This is a genomic window from Clostridium cavendishii DSM 21758, from assembly GCF_900141845.1.
GTDB lineage: Bacteria > Bacillota > Clostridia > Clostridiales > Clostridiaceae > Clostridium_AG > Clostridium_AG cavendishii.
In genome coordinates this window covers 29285-49493 of the sequence record NZ_FQZB01000011.1, presented here as the reverse complement: position 1 = coordinate 49493, position 20209 = coordinate 29285, and the positions used below count along the sequence as shown (strand labels likewise).

Sequence of the window (20209 nt, the reverse complement as noted above, 5' to 3'; positions counted from 1 at the left end):
ATCTGGAAATTAGATTCTAAGTTAATAGAGTATTTAGAATCTAATTATATTAAAGAGGTGTTTTTGACGTGGATTTAGTAAATGATGCAGATAAAAAAGTATTACTTATAGATGATGAAAAAGATATAACTGACTTAATAGAGGAGGTTTTATTAAAAGAAGGCTTTAAGAATGTTAGAAAGGCACATTGCGGGTTAGATGGTATAAACATGTGTAATGTTGAAAAGCCCGATGTAGTAGTACTTGACATAATGCTTCCAGACATTGATGGTATAGAGGTATGTAAAAGGATAAGACAATTTTCTTATTGTCCAATTTTATTTTTGTCTGCAAAAAACAGTGACATTGATAAAATTGTTGGTTTAAGTATAGGAGGAGATGATTACATTACCAAACCTTTTAGTCCAAAAGAAATTGCTTTTCGCATTAAAGCACAGCTTAGAAGACAGCAATATGCCTGTATAAAGGAAGTTAGTGATAGTAGGAATGATACGATAAATCTTGGAAATATTACTATTGAAAGGTTGCATAGTCAGGTATATAAGCAGGGGGTAGAAGTTAAACTTACAGCAAAGGAATATAAGCTCATTTTGTATTTGGCAGAAAACTCTAATAAGATAGTTAATAAGGAAAGACTTTGTGAGGTTGTATGGGGAGAAGATTATATGGGATATGATAATACAATTTCTGTTCATATAAGACATTTAAGAGAAAAGCTTGAGGAAAATCCTTCTAAACCAGAGCTAATAGTTACTGTAATAGGACTTGGATATAAACTTGTAAAAAGGAATGAGTAGTGGGTAGAATGAGGAAAGCAGGATACAAAATAGTATTCAATTTATATTATAAATTTTTTATTGTTGTTATTATTTTAATTTTAATTTTTAAAGGAATAGGTTTTTATGTATTAAATGTTAGTATTAGTAGCGAAGATGGTTATGCTAACTGGAGCAGTTGGCCTGTATACTTTACAACAAATTTTTCTGGAAAAATTTGTTTTCAAGAAGGCAAGCCACAGTTAACGGATTCAGGAATAAATGACTTAAAAAAATACAAGCTTTATTTTCAAATCGTTGATAAAAAAGGGGATGTAACCTTAGGATATAATGAGCCTACTGGGGTTTTAAAGCATTATGATCCTATAGAAATGGTTCAGTTATATAAGACTGGAGGCGACATTCCGAATTATACTATGTTTGTTGGAAATGTTAATGATAATGGTGAAAAATGGGCATATATTATTGGGTTTCCTGCAAAAATATCAAAAATAACTATGTACTTTAATTATGACAATTTTTTAAATATTAAGTTTGTTCTATTAGGCTTATTTATACTTATTATATTCCTTGTTGCGGTTTATGGTATATGGATGAAGCATACATTATCATATATAATAGTAGGAATAAAAAAACTTGCTTCAAATGAGTATGTTCCTATGAAGGAAAATGGAATGTATAGTGATGTATTTCATAGTCTTAATCTTTTAGATAGTAAGCTTAAAACTAGTGAAGATGAAAGAAAAATGAATGAAACTTTAAGGGAAGAATGGATAGCTAATATTTCTCATGATTTAAAAACTCCATTATCACCAATAAAAGGTTATGCAGAAATATTAACTGATTCTGAATATGCTGTTAGTCCTGAGACTGTAAAAAAATATGGAGCAGTAATATTTAGAAATGCAAAAAATGTAGAAACCATAGTTGAAAATTTGAATTTTACTTATCAATTCAAAAATGGTATGTTTCCTATAAATCGCAAAGAAGGAAATATAGCACGTTTATTAAAGGAAGTAATTATAAGTATATTAAATGATCCAAAATATGACAAGCGAAATATTATTTTTAACTGCACAGAAAGTAGGATAAATTTTAATTTTGATAATACACTTTTTAAAAGAGCTTTTACTAATTTATTGTGTAATTCAGTAATTCATAATGCATCAGATACTATAATAAAAGTTTCTATAAAAGAAGAGGAGAAAATATATATAAGGATCGAAGATAATGGAAAAGGAATGAGTGAAGAAGAATTAAGAAAGCTTTTTGAGAGGTATTATAGGGGCACTAATAGCGCTGTAAATGTTAAAGGTTCAGGACTTGGAATGGCAATTGCAAAGCAAATAATAGAAGCACATGAAGGGAAAATTAATGTAAAAAGTAAGATGAATGTTGGTACAAGCATAGATATAGAATTCCCAAAGGATACTTAACTTGAAATAAAATTATCTATATAACAAAACAACAAGATTATCATCACTAATTCTTTAGAATGACTACCAGTTCTAGAAGTTATAGATTTTTCATTGGCTTTTCGTGGTTTTGGAAAATTATTTTGTGGTTTTATAATAAGTATATTAGTTCACATTAATTATCATAATTTTATGATGATAATTAATGTGAATTCATGTTCTGTATAAGAGACATTAAAAGTTCCGTCATATTTATCTACAATACCTTTTATATTTTTAAGTCCAAAGCCATGACATTTTTTATCGTTTTTACTTGATAATATATTTCCATTAAGTTTTAAAATATCTCCTAATTTATTGTTGATTATAGAATAACTAAAATATCCTTTATCTATTCTAGCTTTTACAGTTATTTTTCTATTTTTTATATTCTCTATTTTAAGTGAAGCTTCTATTGCATTATCAAAAGAGTTTGCAAATATTGTGCATAAATCCATATCGTCAATTGAAAGGAGATCTTTAATTGAAATATTTATTTTACAATCAATTTCATTTTGAACTGCTACATCATATTTATTATTTAAAACTGCATTAACGATACTGTTTTTGCAAAATACTTTATTTCTATAAAAGCTAGTTTTTGTTGTTAAATCCTGAAAATACATTTTAGCTTTATCTATATCATTACTATTAATATAATTAGCCACTACCTGTAGATGATTGTTCATGTCATGATATATTTTTCTTACTTCCAATTGTTTTTCTTCTAATGATTTATAATAATCATACTGCAATTTATAATTTTGATTTTCAAAACTAATTTTAACACTTTTAATTATGTAATTTATGATTGAGATAATTCCAATATTAGATATAATACAAACTAAGGATATTATATATGCTTTATACTGTTCGTTATATTCAGATAAAATTATTGTTGCAACTATAGATATAAGTGGTGCAGCACATATAATATCTATAAGTATCCATACACTGTCATTAATATACTCTTTAGCATACAAAATTTTATCTTTCATAAATCTATACATAAGATACCAGAACAAAACTGATATATAACTTACTATCATATAATTTATTCGTGAAGTAAAACACCCTTGTGTAAGAAATTTTATATTATTAACTATAAAATTAAAAGATACTATAATAGGATAAAGCACCATAACTACAGAGATTCTTTTTATAATGCTACCTTTATAACATATTAACATAACAGCTATATATCCAATTAAAGCATATATTACATTTTCAACATCTCCTACATATATAACAACCATTGCGACAATTGGAAAGGCTAAAAATGCAATTACCCTTATAATTTTATTTTCTTTTATATCTACAAAACAGTCAGTAATTTTATAGATATTTATTCCTATTAAAATGAAAGCTAAGCTTGTTAAGCTATAAAAACAAATTCGAAGTAAATTTTCCATAAATATTACCCCCTAAGAAAGCATAGATTTTGCAAAAGCAATCATAACTTCTTGATATCTTGTTCTGCTTATAGGAAGCTTTTCACCATTTGCATCTACAGAATTATTTTCAATGGCTCTTACAAAATTCAAATTAACTAAGTATCTATTATGTATTCTTACATAATAACTAGGCATTTTTTTTTCTATATCATCAAGTTTTGCATAAAATTCGTATGTAGTTTGTTTGGTTATAAGCTTTAGCTTCCGTTTATCACTTACAAAATAAATAATATCACTAAGACTTATTTTATATGAACTTCTGTTTAACTGAACTATAAAAAAATCATTTTGAACATTCTCAACTTGTTTTAATGCCTCAAATAGAACATCAACTATTTTTTCATTAATATATGGTTTCAATATATAGTTAAGTGCCTTTACTTCATATCCGTCAAATACATAATCAGAAAATCCAGTTACAAATATAATTACTACTTTATCATTTAATTCTCGTATTTTCCTTGCAGTTTCTATTCCGTTTATTCCATTCATTTCTATATCAAGAAAAATAATATCAAAATAATTATTGTCTTTAATTAGAACTGATTTTAACGATTCACCATTTTCGAACTCATGTACAGAAAAATCTATACCTTTAAGTTCAAGTTGTGTACTAATTGTAGATTTAAGGCCACTCCTTTGAAGTTTTTCATCGTCACATATACAAACATGAAGCATATAAACACCTCCTATAAAAATTATAACATACTGTTTTGTATGTTTTTATATAATATGTATATTGATGCAAAACATTACAAAAAACATGCTTTATATTACATTCATCATTCTTAAATAAAAATAATTTCCACGCTACTATATATATATCAAGAAAAAATATAGAAAGGTGGTTTTTATTATGCTACAAGTTAAAAATTTATACAAATCTTATAAAACAAATAGTATAAAGTATGATGTTTTAAAAAATGTATCTTTTGAAGTATGTGAAGGTGAATTTGTTGGAGTTATGGGGCCGTCCGGAAGTGGAAAAACTACATTATTAAACAGTATATCTCGTTTTATACCTTTTGACAGTGGAGAAATTTTATTAAATAATCAGAACATAGCTAATCTTAAAGAAGATGAACTTGCAGATGTTAGAAATGAAAAGTTAGGATTTGTGTTTCAAGATTTTATGCTTCTTGATGGACTTACAATATTTGAAAACATTTGTATTCCTCAAATAATTGGTGATAAAAACATTGCAACTATGGAAAGTTCTGCGAATAAATTATGTGAACTTTTTGGTATCTCTCATATTAAGCATAAATATCCTGCTGAAATTTCAGGAGGAGAAAAACAAAGAACTGCAGTTGCAAGAGCTCTAATAAATAATCCATTTTTAATACTGGCAGATGAACCAACTGGAAACTTAGACAGTAAATCAAGCCGTGCAGTTATTGATGCATTTATTCGTGCTAAAGATGAGCTTAATGCTACTATATTTATGGTAACTCATGATAGTTTTTCAGCAAGTTTCTGTGACAGAGTTATAGTATTAAAAGATGGAAATATATATAAAGAATTAAAAAGAAACGGTAATAGAAGTGATTTTTTTGATTCTCTACTTGAAACCTTAAAAGTACTTGGAGGTGACAAGGATGCATAAGATGACAATGAATTCTATATACTCAAAACTCCGTTCTAAAAATATTAAAAATTATTACTTGCTAATATTCTGTACAATACTATCAGTTTCTCTTGTTACTTCTTTTGCTGTAATGTTTTTTAGTCCAACAGTACAAAAAATACTTCCAGTTGGAGGTGACAGCAGAAAGCAGGTATACCTTGTATTCGGAATCGCCATAACTGCATGTGTAGCCTTTACAACTTATGCTTCTTCATTATTCTTCAAATACAAAAGCAGAGAAACAGGAATACTTCTATCTTTAGGTGCGAAAAAAAATAAGCTTAAAAAAGTCTTTTTCTTTGAACTTTCACTTATTACATTTATTAGTTCTTTAATTGGTTTGCTATTAAGCATTCCAATATCCTTTAGTATTTGGAAACTATTTCAAATGCTAATCATTGATACAAAAGAAATGCAATATCATATAGGATGGTTCGGACTTATAGTGGGGATTATTTTCTGTTTGTTTGTTACATTATGTATATTTAGTATGGGTGTAAGATTTCTAAAACGTACTAATATAATAGATATAATTAATGAACATAGAAAAACTGAAGTAATTAAAGATGTAAAACACTGGTATAAAGTAGTTGGAATAATTTTAATAATTACAGGGTTAATTTTAGGATATGGGGTACCTCTAATATCTATACGCTACTTTAGCTACCATATGCCTAAAATTTGGGATATAACATTTCTACTATCTGTACTTGGTATATATATGTTTACAACCTATGTTGTAATTTATAATAAAAAAGGAAAAAATTCAAGAAAATATTATAAAAACATAATTCCAAAGAGTATGATGAAATTTATAGGAAAACAAACTGTAAAAAATATGTGTACTATATCACTTTTAATAGGTGGTGCATTATTTGCTGCATTTTATTCACCTATGGCTGTTTCAAGCGTTTTTTACTCAATTAAGCATAATCCAGTTGATTATGCTTTTTACTACAAAGCATCTGAAAATCAAATTAAAAAAGATGAGATATATTCTCTTGCTAAAGAATACAAAGTAGATATTACTAGCTATAATGAAGTTAAATCTATTTCACTCATAGTAAATGGAATTAATGAAAGTTGGCAAGATAATGGTAAAATAACATTTACTCCTATTAAAAAAATAGGCTATAGTGAATTTTTCAGCGAAAGTGACTTTAATAAAGTGTCAGAAAATAAGGTTAGTCTTAGACCTAATGAGTATTTAACTATAATTGAAACTAATAGTGCAGAAACTGCTCATAAAAAATTTAATGAGTTAAATACAATTACAAATCCTGTAACTGATATATCTGAAAGGGTTAAATACAAAGGAACAATAATATTTCAACCGTTTGTAAAAAAAGATACCACAAAATATGTAATTTCTGACGAAGATTATCAAAGGTTTATTGAAAATCTTCCAATTGAAAACTTTGAGAATTTCGTTCTTTTTAATGTAAAGAATCCAGATAAAACTTATGATTTTGCAAATAAATTAAAAAATGAAATTATTAAAAGAAGTTCTGATGATGTAGCAGTAGATACTTCTTATGATGAATATAAAAATAAATTAGTAGAAAAAGAAGAACATAAACAGAATTATAAAAAACAACAGCATGTTGAGTTAAGTTCTTCCAATACACAACTGTTTTTAAATTGGAAATACTACCCTTCGTTTACTGTTTTAGATCATCAAGATATTTTGAAAAATATAGCTGTTTTTCTTATGTTATTTATTTTTATCTCAATTATATGCCTTATAGCAGTAGCAATAGTTTCATATATAAGAAGCATAACAATTGCTACTAATAATAAGCTACTGTTTGATGATTTAAAAAGACTTGGTGCAAGAAATAATTATATTGAAAGATGTATAAAAATTCAACTCAAAAAAATATTTACTATTCCAACGATACTTGGAGCATCTGCAATATATTTATTAAACATTCTTATCCTGTATGGAAATGACGGTGGAAGAATTACTGAAAGTGAATCTATTTCTCTTGGAATTAATTTAATAATTACACTTAGTGTTTTTTTGTTTATGTATATAATTTATAGAATATCATTTAGAAAAGTAAAAAAGATACTTGGAATTTAATGGTGTATAAGAGTGTAGTAACAAATCATATTGATGAATAATATATGATAACAGTTTCTATGAGCCCCTCTATGATGCGTAATATTATGGACTTGTCCTCCCTGGAGTAATCCAGGGTTTTTGCTGTATTTTGAATACCACAGGTTATACCTGTGGTTATAAAGAGCTTTTAGCTATGAGAAAATAAAAATTTATATAGGAGAGATACTAAGAAAATTATGTGAGAATAAAGGGGTAGAAATAATAGAAGCGTATGAAAGTATATATACACGTTTACTTGTGGCCCTGACTTTTTGAGGTTTTGTATTCAATAGAAATAACATTTGTCATGGTTTCAGTTATTACGGGTTTGCTATACAATTAAAAACTTTAATTTCGATGAAAATGTAAAAAAATTGACATTTTTTGATTTTTAAGATATTATGTAAAATGATATTATTTATGATAAAAAGTGTAAAAACGATATAGGTGTGATACGAAATGTACAAAAATTAAGCATATAGATATGTGCGCTAAAGAAAGGATGAAATATTATGCAATATGTTGTTTTGCAAGTTGTACTAAAAGAAAAGCTTATTGGGACAGGCTCAGGTAATTTGACAGAATTAGAAAAAGTTATAAACGCACAAGCTGCTAAAGGTTATAGATTACATACCATTACTACTGCTTCGTCAGGTAGCAAAGGTTTTATGGGCGGAGATAGAATTCAAGCTACACTAATTTTTGAGAAATTGTAATCGATTAAAGGAATAATAAAGATATAAATATTCATTAAAGTTCTTATCACATTTTGTCTATTGATTACACTTACTGAAGTAATGGGTCTAGAGGCAATTGCAGACATTTTTAAAATAGGTACTAATAGCATTCTAGATGAAAAATAATCCAAATAAGGTGTGGCTATAAAAGTCATACCTTATTGTTTTTTTTATAATTTTATTAATTATTCCTATAATCATTAATCGGAATTGTACATTTGATACGATGAGGTTTTCCTCTACCATTATAAATTTTAGCCTTTATTAGGATTACATTAACAAATCATTAATTCTAGTAGTAGATACTTATATTTATATTGAAAATCTAATTTGTTAAAATATGAGCTTCGTGATACGCATTTTAAATTTATGAGTGGGAATTTTGAAAAAAATAGTATTAATGTTAGTAGTCAGTGCAGTGATTATAGGATTTATTATTTACTTTTTACCGGCTAAAGCAACTAATGTAATGGGGGGGATTTACCTCCAAAGTAATATCGAAACAGTTGTCCGAATTTAATACAAAAATTTTCATCAGAAATTTAAATAATATTACTTAACATGATAGCTCTTGATTTATTTTCATATTATAATATAATTACACTATTTACAAATGTTACTTAAAATATAATGATTTACAAGTAGGCTTGATTATAGTATGTATAAAAATATTTAGCATATGAATCTGTATTTTGGATTAATCATAATGAAGAAAATAGATGTGAATTACTTTGCTAAATAATAATTTTAAATTTCGTAACATAGATTGGAATTTGTAGGAGAGGAAAATTAAAATATGTGTAATGATTTTGTTAACTTAACAACAGAAAATATTGCTGATGAGCATTTATGCTGTATCATACGCAGTAAAAAAACACATCAAGGTATTGAGGGAAAACGACAATGGCTTTCTGATAGATTAAATGAAGGGCACGTTTTTAGAAAGTTAAATGAAAAGGCAACAGTTTTTATTGAATATGCGCCTCTTGAGAAAGCTTGGGTTCCTATAACTGGTGATAATTATTACTATATATATTGCTTATGGGTTTCTGGTAGTTATAAGGGGAAAGGGTATGGAAAATCATTGATGGAGTATTGTTTAGCAGATGCAAGGGAAAAGGGTAAATCAGGTATTTGTATGCTGGGAGCAAAGAAACAAAAACATTGGCTTTCTGATCAATCATTTGTGAAGAGGTTTGGTTTTGAGGTTGTTGATACTACTGATAATGGATATGAATTGCTTGCACTTTCTTTTGATGGGACAACACCAAAGTTCATGCAAAATGCTAAAAAACAAGAAATTGAATGTAAAGATTTAATAATTTATTATGATATGCAATGCCCTTACATCTATCAAAACATTGAAAAGATAAAACAGTATTGTGAAATGAAAGATGTTCCTTTATCTTTAATTCAAGTGGATACACTACAAAAAGCAAAGGAATTGCCTTGTGTTTTTAATAACTATGGTGTGTTTTATAAGGGGAAATTTGAGACGGTTAATTTATTAGATATGGGAAGTTTAGAAAGAATACTTAAGAAATGAGAAAATAATTATCATAATAAGTAGGTGTTTATAAAAAGTTTACGATTTCTATGTAAATTAATTATTTAAGATATCATCTTGAAAAGTATAAATAATATTTATATAAGTTTGAATTGAGTTTTATTCAAAGTTTATATATATAGATATAATTTTAAATGTTAAATTATCTGTTTTTATAATAATCCTTTTTTAATATGACATAGGCTGTCAAGTATAATATAGTTTGTATCAAGGATACTAATTTATAACACAATAATATTAGCTGTAAATTGAAGGAGTAAAAGAAATGGATGGAAAAATAATATTAAACTTAGCAATAAGCTTAGATGGATACATAGCTGATGAAAATGGAGGCTATGATTGGATAATTGGAGCTGGTAATAACACACTTAATACTGTGGAGAAGTGGGATTATAATAAATTTTTGGAAGATATTGATGTTGTAGTCATGGGGAAAAATTGTTATGACCAAGGTTTTCATAAAGACTTTACAGGAAAAGATGTATATATAGCAACATCTAAAGAAATAGAGAACTATGAAAACTATCATTTCATAAATGGAGATATAGTGCAAAAAATTGCTAATATGAAAAATGAAGGGAAAAACATATTTCTATTTGGCGGTGGTGGAGTAATTGATTATTTTATCAAAGCGGATGTAATAGATGAGTATGTTATAGGGATAATACCTACTATTTTGGGGAAGGGCAGAAAGTTATTTTTAGAAAATAACCCTAAAATAGACTTATCATTACAATATTACTCTGTTGAAGATGGTATTGTAGTAATGAAATATTCAAAGAGGAACAAATAGGTTGAAAATCAAGTATATCAAATACCATCCACTATCCTCACCTGCGGAGTTACGGTATTTCATGAGATATTTATTAAAGTTCTAGAAAGTATGTCTAATAAAATTAATTATAAACACAGTTAGCTTGATGTAGATAAGTATTTGGAAAGATTCAGTATTTACAGTGAAAAAGAAAATAGTTCAATGGTTAATGATACAGAGGATCTGTGAAAAAACTCTGTATATTATAAAATAAAACAGCTTTTTATGATAAAATAAAAAGCTGTTTTATTATGCAAAAAAGAAGAACTTTCACACACTCTATGAATTATAATATTAGTACTTGTTTTCAATAGAAATCCAAATTTCACAGTCATCATAGCCATCCTCGTTTTCAAAGTAAACCTCAAGCATTGGATAATCGTTAAGTTTATAATCATTTGTTGGCATCCAATTTGTATAGATTTGAGACCATACTCTACTAATATGTTCTGGAATATCACCATGACAAGGGAAAATTACCCACTTATTAGGTGGGATTATACAGGTTGTTTCCGGTGATTTTTTATCACACATTGCTTTAATAGTGTATCCTTTATCTACAGATACTCCCACTAAGGCTTTAAACCCGGCGAAATTAAAACACTTATCAATATATCCATCTGCCTCTGATTGTGGCCATATATACTCAGTTTCATAAGAATTTTCATAATTAACCACTGTAGTTGTTCCGCTTAAAAAGATTGCTTTTTTATCTTCAATAGTCCAAGTAAGAGGACGTTCTTGAGTTAATATTAAAGTCACATGTAAAGGATAGAATTCTTTAAGTTTAGCATTTCTACCTTCACTTGGATTTACACCATGAAATCTTTTAAAGGCCTTAGAAAAAGCTTCAGGAGATTCATATCCAACTTTAAATGCAACATCAATTATTGATAAATCTGTTTTATTTAAAAGTTCCCCAGATATGCTTAATCTTCTATTACGAATATATTCAGACAAAGTAAATCCAGTCAAAATATTAAAGGCTCTTGCAAAATGTGACTCACTAACATATACATGCTGCGCAATAAGTTCTATAGAAAGTTTACTGTTTGATATTTCATCTTCTATAAAATTTAAAGCCTTTCTTATAGTTTCTATCCAATCCATAAATCCTCCATTTATAAATTTATTATTAGTTCATATATTGCAAAATTAATTTTCTTTTAGCTTTGAATAGTAATATGCTAAAAAATCACTTACTATTATAAGAATTATTATATATAATATAAAATTAAATATTCCCATGCTTCCTAAAGGAATAAATAGCGTAGACCATGTGATTATGACCCAGTGGATACAGAATATTATTGTAACGTTCTTACTCCATCTTGTGAAAATATTTTGTAAAAACTTAGGCACAAAAGGTGTTATAAAACTTATGATGCAAATCTCAAGTATTATAAACGCTGTGAATGTGATATTGTCAGTTAAAAAATGGTGATAATATCCTATATCACTATTTAATCCAGTTGGAATTTCAAAAACTATATTAAATAAATATGCTCCACAAAAAAATACTATTGCTGAGATTAAAGCAGATATAGTATAAAATCTTTTCTTATTAGTACATCTAATTAAAAAACTACCAAAAATATATCCTGCAATAGGATAAAACATCCATGTTAAAAATGGGAAAAAGGTAATTTCATTACTTCCCCAAAATAATCCTGTAAGGGCTGATATTGCAATATTATTTGTTTTAATATTTAACATAACTAGATTTAATAAAGCAAAAACTATGGCTACTATTGATATTTGAATATTTTTTAAATTATATTTTTTAAATAATCCAAACATAATCATTGCAAGGCCTGAGAAATGTAAAATATCCACAGATAATAATTCACTAATAGCTTTATATAAATAGGATGCATCAGCTAGAGTATAAGCTTTAATTACTAAAATTACTAAAGGAGCAAATCCTCTAATAAAGTTTAAAAGATAGCCAATAAAAATAAGTATTAATCCACGTTGCATTATTAACTTTGGATTATTTTTTCTAGTATAGTTAATACCAACACCTAATAAAAACATAAACACTGGGGCAGCAGGAATATCTCCAGTAAAATCATTGAAATTTGCAAAATAAGTGCTTAAGGTACTTGTATTTGCAAAGTATAGTTGAGCATGAATTATAATCATAAAGATGACGGCAAGACCACGTGCAATATCAAATTCGAGCTGTCTTCCGGTATTTATTTTTTCTTTAGTAAACAATACTTTGTACCTCCTATATAGTAGTATACATTTAATAATATCATAAAGAAAATATAAAGCCGGTTTTAAATGGGATTAATTTGTCGGTAGAAATTACATTAGAGAGTTATTTAAATCAACTATTAGATAAGACAAATTATAATTGTTTTGATATATTGACCTACAAATATGATGTGCTTTAGAATTTATAAATAGTAGATTGGAGGAAAAAATGATGTTAAAGTATAAAAAGTTTGAAAAGAAATATTTGGATAGCTGTATAGAAATAGTTAAGAGTACATGGTTATTTGAAGAAAATCTTATAAATCCAAAAAATCCTAAGTATATTTATAAGCATTATGTTATGAATTGTGTTAATTGGTCAGAGCATTTAGACCTAATTGTTGATGATAATGATCAGGTAGTTGGAATTTTATTTGGTAGTATTGAAGATAATGCTTGGATTAAGGAATTTAAGTATACTATTATTCAATATAAGCTGAATATTAGTATGTGGTGGCACATTATAATTGGAGATTTGGGACAACGTAAACGAGCTTTTGAAGTATATAAAAATATGAAGAGTCATGATGCAAAAGGTGAAGCAGATGCTGATAATTTTGATAGTGAGATAAATCTATTCATACTTTCTCCTTCTTTAAGAGGTCAGGGTTATGGTCGTAAGCTTATGAATAGATATGTTGAATTTTGTAAGGAAAATAACTTAGATACAGTATTTCTTTGGACTACTACCGATTGTAGTTGGGAATTTTATGAACGCTATGGATTTAATGAATTACGTAGATTTAAATTTTCTTCATTAGATGAGGAAAATACAATTGTTTATCAACTTAATGTATGGGAAAAGTAGATTGTTAAATAAGGTTTTCAGTTAATTAAAACAGCGTTATATAATTTTTTGAAAATCTAAATGATGTAGTTGAGATATGTGATGAAGTAAATATATAGTGATTAAATATTAGTAAATAAACTAATGATATAAAAAATTTTATTGGATTATGTTATAATTTTATTGTAATAGAAGTGATGAAAATCAGTGATTTAATTGAAAATAATATAGATTATATTTACAAAGAAATAATTTTAACTACAAATAACAGTAGAAATAAAGTTGTTTCAGCAATAAATTCTTAAATGATAATACTCTATTGGACTATAGGTAAGATTATAAAATATAAATATTAAAAGATGAAAAAGTTGAACAAAAAATCGAATGTTTAAGTAGATTTCTATTAATAATTTGTATTACAAATGAATGAGTAAAACATATAAAAGGAGGTATATCAAGTTATATTCTTATATAGCTCCTTTTTAATGTACTCAAAATTGGCAAGTACCTGATGATGAAAGTCCATCGTTGGCTTGGTAGTAGGAACCACTAGCTAATGGCAAGGATGTCCACCTTGAGGTGGAATCTGAATGAAGTTTTAGATGAAAAATAGATTTGATAACTTCCTTTATAAGGTGTATCATATTGTAATATAAGTAAAATAATAGGAGGTAAAAATGAAATGATTGGAAAAGCAACATGAAAGTAACTGGAATGGCTAAATGCTAGCAAATTAATAGTTATAATATGGTAGGTTTTCTTTTATAATGGTATTAATTTTAACATAGTGTAACATGGAGGTAGAATATGATTTGGGAATTAAAAAAAGGATATTATAGAACTATCCAAGCAGCAGCTAGAGTAGGAACTAAAATTGTAAAGTTCAAAATACCTGAATTAGTATCTGGGGCAGGTAGTGTGAATAAATTACCAGATATAATGAAGGAACAGCGTATTGATAAGGTGCTAATCATAGTAAGCCGAACTATAGTGAAATCAGGATTATTGGAAGACTTTTTCGGAAAGCTAAAAGAAAACAATATAAGTTATGAGATTTATGATAGTGTAAAACCTAATCCAACTATAGAAAATATTGAAGACTGTCTGAAAGTTTATAAAAACTCTAATTGTGAGGCAATAGTTGCAATTGGAGGAGGTTCTCCAATTGATTGTGCAAAGGTGGCAGCAGCCAGAGCTACAAATAGCAATTTACAGATTAAAGACTTAAGAGGATTTTTTAAGGTGAAAAAACCTATACCGCCATTTTTTGCAGTGCCTACTACGGCAGGAAGTGGCTCGGAAGTTACCATTGCAGCAGTAGTAACAGATTCAAATACCCATGAAAAATATGCAATAGCAGATTTAAAACTTGTCCCTGATTTTGCAATATTAGATCCAGAATTAACTGTTGGTGTCCCACAACATCTCACTGCCTCAACTGGAATGGATGCATTAACCCATGCTATTGAAGCTTACGTGGGTAAAAATGGAACAAGCTATACAAATGACAAGGCATTAAAAGCAATAAAACTAATTATTGATAATTTAGAAAATGTATATAAGGATGGAACTAATATTGAAGGCCGTAACGCTATGTTAGTGGCATCAAATTATGCTGGGGAAGCTTTTACTAGAGCTAATGTTGGTTATGTACATGCAATAGCGCATAGTATTGGTGGATTGTATGGGGTAGCTCATGGTCTAGCTAATGCCATAATACTTCCAAAGGTATTGGAGTATTATGGAGAGTCAGTTTATATAAAGTTATCTGAAATTGCTATTTATGCAAATTTAGGAGATAAAAATGATGATAAAAAAAATTTAGCCCTAAAATTGATAGGAACTATAAAGGATATGAATAAGAATATGAATATTCCGTTAGGTATAAAAGAATTAAGGCAAGAAGATATACCTTTAATTTCACAAAGAGCTATAAAAGAAGGAAATCCAAGTTATCCTGTGCCTAAAATAATGAGTGTCAATGAATGTGAAGAATTACTGAAAAATTTATTGCTATAATATAGTCTTTAAAGAATTATGAAAAGGGTTTGCCTGAGATGAAGCGTATCTGTTGAGAACCCAAATTGTTAGAAAAAATATTAAGGATTAGTATTTAACTTTTAAAGAACATTAAATTTATATAAGATATGTATAGTGTAAGTAAATTAAGATTAAAACCAAGTTTTTATTAAAGAAATTTTCAATTAGTGTTATAATAAGATAAAAAATTAAAATAGAGAATAAAAAGGTATTAATATATAAGAGAAAAGGTAGAGATTTATTTATACAGGAGGTATTATGGCACTTAATAATAAATTGCAAATTACAGATTCGGTTGAACTTGCTAGGGTAGAAGAAAAAATAAGTAAGAAAAAAGCTATTGAATTATTCGAAAGTGGATATTTAGATAGCTTAGAAGCAGGAAAATATAATACATTAGCTGAGATTCATAGATATTTATTTGAGGATATATATGAATTTGCAGGAGTAGTACGTGATATGAATATTGCAAAAGGGAATTTTAGATTTGCGCCTGTTATGTACCTAAAAGCATCATTAGAACATATTGAGTCAATGCCACAATCAAGTTTGGATGAAATAATTGAAAAATATGTTGAAATGAATATTGCCCATCCTTTTAGAGAAGGAAACGGAAGAAGTGCACGAATTTGGTTTGATTTAATGTTAAAAAAAGAGTTAGGCAAAGTAGTTAACTGGAGTGAAGTTGATAAGAATGATTATTTGCTTGCAATGGAACGTAGTCCTATAAAAGATATAGAGATTAAGCACCTTTTAAAGCAAGCATTAACTGATAAAATTAACGATAGAGAAATCTATATGAAGGGAATTGATACGAGTTATTATTATGAAGGATATACTGTTTATAAGACAGAAGACTTATAATAGTTACCGTTACATGAGGATGAAATTAATAAAATAAGATAAGATAAGTGTATGGTTAGAGATTTGAATAAGATAGTTTTAGTTAATAAATAATAAGTTATTTAACTAAAATTATCTTATTTTTTATAAAAAGCTATAATAGAAACTTGAATTTGAAACAACATTGATTATGATGTGTATGTGGAAATTTGATTTCTAATATAGATTTATATTCAGAGCAGATAAGTATTACTTTGGTTGGTGATTTGGATAAGATTGGAGGAAGGGCAAAATATATAAATTCCAAATTTGTATAGGTGAATACGTTGAAAGAGTTTATGCATGAAGGAGTAAGACAAAATGAGATGGAGTAACGTAAGAGAAAATTATAAAAATAAGTGTATTAATATTATTAAACGAGGAGGTAAAAATGTCGGAGATTTTTAAATTTTGTGATCCTATGATGATATTAGCTGATTATAAAAGTCCAGAAAGTCATAAACATCTTGCATCACATATTATTATTTCTTTAGGTGGGAAAATGGAATGGCAGATTGAAAATAAAAATATAAAGTGTCGTGGAATTTGTATTGCTTCAAATGTAGTTCATACAGGAAGAATAGATGAAAATGGTGCAATTATATTTTTGTTTACTGAAATAAGTAGGTATACTGCATCAATAAAGAAAAAATATCTTAATGGAAATTCTTATTGCATTATAAATGACAATGTTGTTGATAGTATTGTAAAGAAATATATAGAGCATCTTAATGATAAAGAAACACTTGATACAATATTATTGAGGCAGTGTAGAATTGATAATTCGGATGAAGGTAGATATGAGGAAAGAATAGAAAAAGTTTTAGATTATATTAGTGGATTAAAAACAATTGAACATTCAATTGTTGAAGATTTGAGCAATCATATATATGTATCAAAAGGTAGACTATCACATTTATTTAAGGAGCAAACAGGTATGACGTTACATAGTTATCTTGCATTTGAAAAGCTACGTAAAACTTATAAATACTTTTGTGAAGGTAGAAGCATTACTGACGCATGCATTTTAGCAGGATTTGATAGTTCATCACATTGTGCATCAACTTGTAAGCGAATGTTTGGTATATCTTTAAGAGATGTATATAAAACAATAAAAGAATAGCAACTAATTGAAAGTAATTACACCTCCATTTCTTTTAAAATAAATATAAGAAATGGAGGTGTTTTATAATATGGTTAAGTTTAGGGTTGGATCTTATAAATTAAATGATAATTTAAATCTAAATTTTCAGTTAAACCGTACAATTATGTGGGATGGTGGACGCATAGAAGACATTAAATATATAGCTAAAGATATACATACAAGTAATGATTGGAAAAGAAAAATGATTGAAATAGGTGATGAAGCTATTGAAGATGGAAGAATAGAAAATGCCATTGCTTATTATAGAATGAGTGAATTTTTTATGTATGATGGCGATCCAGATAAGAAAAAATATTATCTTTTAGCAACAAAAATGTTTTATGAATACTATGCAGATTATTTTGAAAGTGGAAAGGTAAAACAATATAAAGTGCCTTATGAAGATGTAAAATTGCCAGTAATGTTTGCAAAGGCTAATAAGGAAAAGAAGGGGACAGTACTTCTTCATGGTGGAAATGATTCATATATAGAAGAATTTTTCTTTTCTATGCTTTATTTTGCGGAACAGGGATATGATACTTATCTTTTTGAAGGTCCAGGACAGGGAGGAGTCATACGTGTTCAGAGGAAACACTTTACTCATGAATGGGAGAAACCAGTAAAAGCAGTACTAGATTATCTTAAGCTAGATGAAGTAACTATAATAGGAGCATCACTTGGAGGAATGCTTGCACCACGTGCAGCAGCTTTTGATGACAGGATTAAAAAAGTTATTGCATGGTCAGTATTTACGAATTTTAAAGATGTGCTGATAGGAATGCGTCCTAAGAAAATCCAAAGAATAACTAATTTTTGTATGAAGTACAATTTAGCTTCTATAATTAATACTATTATAGGAGCTAAGATTAAAAAAGGTGATGAGCTTGTAAAATGGGGATTTCTTCATGGAATGTATGCTTATGAAGCAAAAACGCCTTATGAGTATCTTAAGAAAATGGATCAGTATCAAATTTATAATATAGCTGATAAGATTAAGCAGGATGTTTTAATTATTGGGGCAACAAAAGATCATTTAATTGATTATAGAACAGTAGGAGCAGAAATTAATACACTTACTAATGCGAAGTCAATTACAGTTAGAATATTTACAGAATATGAGTCAGGAGAGGCACATTGCAATTTGGGAAATTTAAAACTTTGCCATGATACTATGATTAACTGGATTGGATTTATGAAAGATAAGCAATAAAAGCAAAAATGATTTTTAAAATATAGAAATTAGTTGGAGGGATTACATTTGAATATAACAATTATTAATGGATGCAGGGAAGACAATTTATTTTATGTAAAAGTAATAGAAAAATTAGAAGAAGGTTTAATTAAGGCGAATATAAATTACAAAATTAATAATTTAAATGAAGTTAATCCTAAAAATTGTATAGGATGCGATTGCTGTCAAAATGTTAAGCCTGGAATTTGTACTATTAATGATGGGGTTAATAATATCCTAAAACAATATTTAGAGAGTGATGTTTTAATTATTGTTTCGCCGATTCAATTTGGTATGTGTAATTCTGTAACGAAGAATTTTATTGACAGAACTGAGCCACTTTTTCTACCTTACCAAGTTGAAAAAAATGGCAGAACTGCTATGAAGAATCGTTATGATGGCTATCCAGATATTATATTTATAGGAATTATTAAGAATAAAGATGTTGAAGCTATAAATAATTTTAAAAGTACAGTGTTAAACTGTAACTTATCAGAGGCTAGCAGTAAAGCAGATGTTAAGATAGTTACTGATGAAACTGATTTAAGTTTTTTAGAGCGATTAATATAGTATGATAGGAGGTAAGAAATATGGTGAAAAATATACTTATTGCTATAGGTAGTCCAAAGTCAAAAAAAAGTAATTCAGAATCTATTGGGAATTATATAATGGACAAGTTGAATAAGAAAGAGGCGCATTGTTCGATGATTTACTTGAGAAAAGAAGGACAACAGGTGGAATGTGTTGATGTTTCAGACACAATAGTACTTGTACTTCCAATATATCAGAATTCAGTACCTGGTTTAGTTGTTAAGTTCTTTGAGACTCTTTATGAGAACAGGGAAAAATTAAAAGCAAAGCAAAAAAAGTTGTTTGTAATAACAAACAGCGGATTTCCAGAAGTTGAAGCAAATAAGGCAGCAATTAAAACCTGTGAGCTGTTTGCAAAAGAAATGGGATTTGAATGGATGGGGGGGATTAGCTTATCTCCAGGAACTCTTATAGATGGTAATGAGCTTGAGAAATCAGCTAAAACTTATAAGAAGTTTATGACATCATTAAATATGTTAATTAATTCATTTATTAATGATGAAAGTGTACCTAAAGAGGTATATAAGTTAATGTCTAAATCTTTTATGAATCCTTTTTTTTATAGAATTTGCGGAAGAATAATTCAAATACCTGTTAAAAATAAGATAGGTAAAGATAAATTTTTTGCAAAACCTTTAGATTATGGATATCAAACTAAGTAATTAATGTAATCTTCATAAGGTCATATTTAATAAATCGGTTTTGTTTACAATGTTTCTTGCTAATGTTATCATTT

General features: G+C 27.7%; 18 protein-coding genes and 1 pseudogene. 15 read left to right on the top strand and 4 right to left on the bottom strand.

What is annotated here, in order from left to right; all coding sequences use genetic code 11:
- Window positions 1-68 precede the first annotated feature (68 nt).
- Entirely contained in the window at window positions 69-797 is a 729-nt protein-coding gene (locus BUB01_RS13030) for a response regulator transcription factor (protein ID WP_072988435.1), read from the top strand.
- An 8-nt stretch (window positions 798-805) separates the two neighbouring features.
- Window positions 806-2212, top strand: coding sequence for a sensor histidine kinase (locus tag BUB01_RS13025; RefSeq protein WP_072988893.1), 1407 nt, complete (start codon window positions 806-808; stop codon window positions 2210-2212).
- A 161-nt stretch (window positions 2213-2373) separates the two neighbouring features.
- Here the strand turns inward: BUB01_RS13025 and BUB01_RS13020 are convergent, their stop codons facing one another.
- The gene (locus tag BUB01_RS13020) at window positions 2374-3642 is read right to left on the bottom strand and encodes a sensor histidine kinase (protein ID WP_072988432.1); all 1269 of its coding nucleotides are present in this window, start codon (window positions 3640-3642) and stop codon (window positions 2374-2376) included.
- A 12-nt stretch (window positions 3643-3654) separates the two neighbouring features.
- Window positions 3655-4362, bottom strand: a complete 708-nt coding sequence (locus BUB01_RS13015) for a LytR/AlgR family response regulator transcription factor (RefSeq protein ID WP_072988430.1) — start codon at window positions 4360-4362, stop codon at window positions 3655-3657.
- Between the two features lie 178 nt (window positions 4363-4540).
- On the opposite strand from BUB01_RS13015, the gene BUB01_RS13010 reads away from it, so the two are divergent.
- The 6 genes and pseudogenes from BUB01_RS13010 (at window position 4541) to BUB01_RS12990 (ending at window position 10515) form a co-directional block, all read left to right on the top strand.
- Window positions 4541-5290 carry an ABC transporter ATP-binding protein gene (locus BUB01_RS13010; protein WP_072988427.1) on the top strand — a complete coding sequence of 250 codons (750 nt, stop codon included), beginning with the start codon at window positions 4541-4543 and terminating at the stop codon, window positions 5288-5290.
- Window positions 5283-7397 (top strand): FtsX-like permease family protein, encoded by a 2115-nt coding sequence (locus BUB01_RS13005; protein ID WP_242958403.1) that lies wholly within the window; start codon window positions 5283-5285, stop codon window positions 7395-7397. The genes BUB01_RS13010 and BUB01_RS13005 overlap by 8 nt, the downstream gene beginning before the upstream one ends.
- A 162-nt stretch (window positions 7398-7559) precedes the next feature.
- A pseudogene (locus BUB01_RS22925) lies at window positions 7560-7649 on the top strand (IS200/IS605 family transposase); the annotation flags it as partial.
- Window positions 7650-7930: 281 nt separating this feature from the next.
- Entirely contained in the window at window positions 7931-8134 is a 204-nt protein-coding gene (locus tag BUB01_RS13000; RefSeq protein ID WP_072988423.1) for a DUF4177 domain-containing protein, read from the top strand.
- Window positions 8135-8951: 817 nt separating this feature from the next.
- Window positions 8952-9701 carry a GNAT family N-acetyltransferase gene (locus BUB01_RS12995; RefSeq protein WP_072988420.1) on the top strand — a complete coding sequence of 250 codons (750 nt, stop codon included), beginning with the start codon at window positions 8952-8954 and terminating at the stop codon, window positions 9699-9701.
- A gap of 286 nt (window positions 9702-9987) precedes the next feature.
- On the top strand, window positions 9988-10515 hold the full coding sequence (locus BUB01_RS12990) for a dihydrofolate reductase family protein (protein WP_072988417.1): 528 nt from the start codon (window positions 9988-9990) through the stop codon (window positions 10513-10515).
- Window positions 10516-10830: 315 nt separating this feature from the next.
- On the opposite strand, the gene BUB01_RS12985 is transcribed toward BUB01_RS12990, so the two are convergent.
- Together BUB01_RS12985 and BUB01_RS12980 are read right to left on the bottom strand one after the other, a co-directional pair.
- Complete coding sequence (locus BUB01_RS12985; RefSeq protein ID WP_072988415.1) at window positions 10831-11646, bottom strand: AraC family transcriptional regulator; 816 nt, start codon at window positions 11644-11646, stop codon at window positions 10831-10833.
- Between the two features lie 45 nt (window positions 11647-11691).
- Window positions 11692-12756: a heparan-alpha-glucosaminide N-acetyltransferase domain-containing protein gene (locus tag BUB01_RS12980; protein WP_084108755.1), complete on the bottom strand. Its 1065-nt coding sequence runs from the start codon at window positions 12754-12756 to the stop codon at window positions 11692-11694.
- Window positions 12757-12970: 214 nt separating this feature from the next.
- Between BUB01_RS12980 and BUB01_RS12975 the strand changes: the two genes are divergently transcribed.
- From BUB01_RS12975 to BUB01_RS12945, 7 genes are all read left to right on the top strand, one after another.
- A complete protein-coding gene (locus BUB01_RS12975; RefSeq protein ID WP_072988409.1) occupies window positions 12971-13606 on the top strand; it encodes a GNAT family N-acetyltransferase in 636 nt (211 codons plus the stop codon).
- A 786-nt stretch (window positions 13607-14392) separates the two neighbouring features.
- The gene (locus BUB01_RS12970; protein ID WP_072988406.1) at window positions 14393-15604 is read left to right on the top strand and encodes an iron-containing alcohol dehydrogenase; all 1212 of its coding nucleotides are present in this window, start codon (window positions 14393-14395) and stop codon (window positions 15602-15604) included.
- A 279-nt stretch (window positions 15605-15883) separates the two neighbouring features.
- Entirely contained in the window at window positions 15884-16489 is a 606-nt protein-coding gene (gene fic, locus BUB01_RS12965) for a protein adenylyltransferase Fic (protein ID WP_072988403.1), read from the top strand.
- Window positions 16490-16898: 409 nt separating this feature from the next.
- Window positions 16899-17630 (top strand): AraC family transcriptional regulator, encoded by a 732-nt coding sequence (locus BUB01_RS12960; RefSeq protein WP_072988400.1) that lies wholly within the window; start codon window positions 16899-16901, stop codon window positions 17628-17630.
- Window positions 17631-17700: 70 nt separating this feature from the next.
- Window positions 17701-18861 (top strand): alpha/beta hydrolase family protein, encoded by a 1161-nt coding sequence (locus tag BUB01_RS12955; RefSeq protein WP_072988397.1) that lies wholly within the window; start codon window positions 17701-17703, stop codon window positions 18859-18861.
- A 48-nt stretch (window positions 18862-18909) separates the two neighbouring features.
- Window positions 18910-19452, top strand: a complete 543-nt coding sequence (locus BUB01_RS12950) for a flavodoxin family protein (RefSeq protein ID WP_072988394.1) — start codon at window positions 18910-18912, stop codon at window positions 19450-19452.
- 20 nt (window positions 19453-19472) lie between these two features.
- Entirely contained in the window at window positions 19473-20135 is a 663-nt protein-coding gene (locus tag BUB01_RS12945) for a flavodoxin family protein (protein ID WP_072988390.1), read from the top strand.
- Window positions 20136-20209 lie beyond the last annotated feature (74 nt).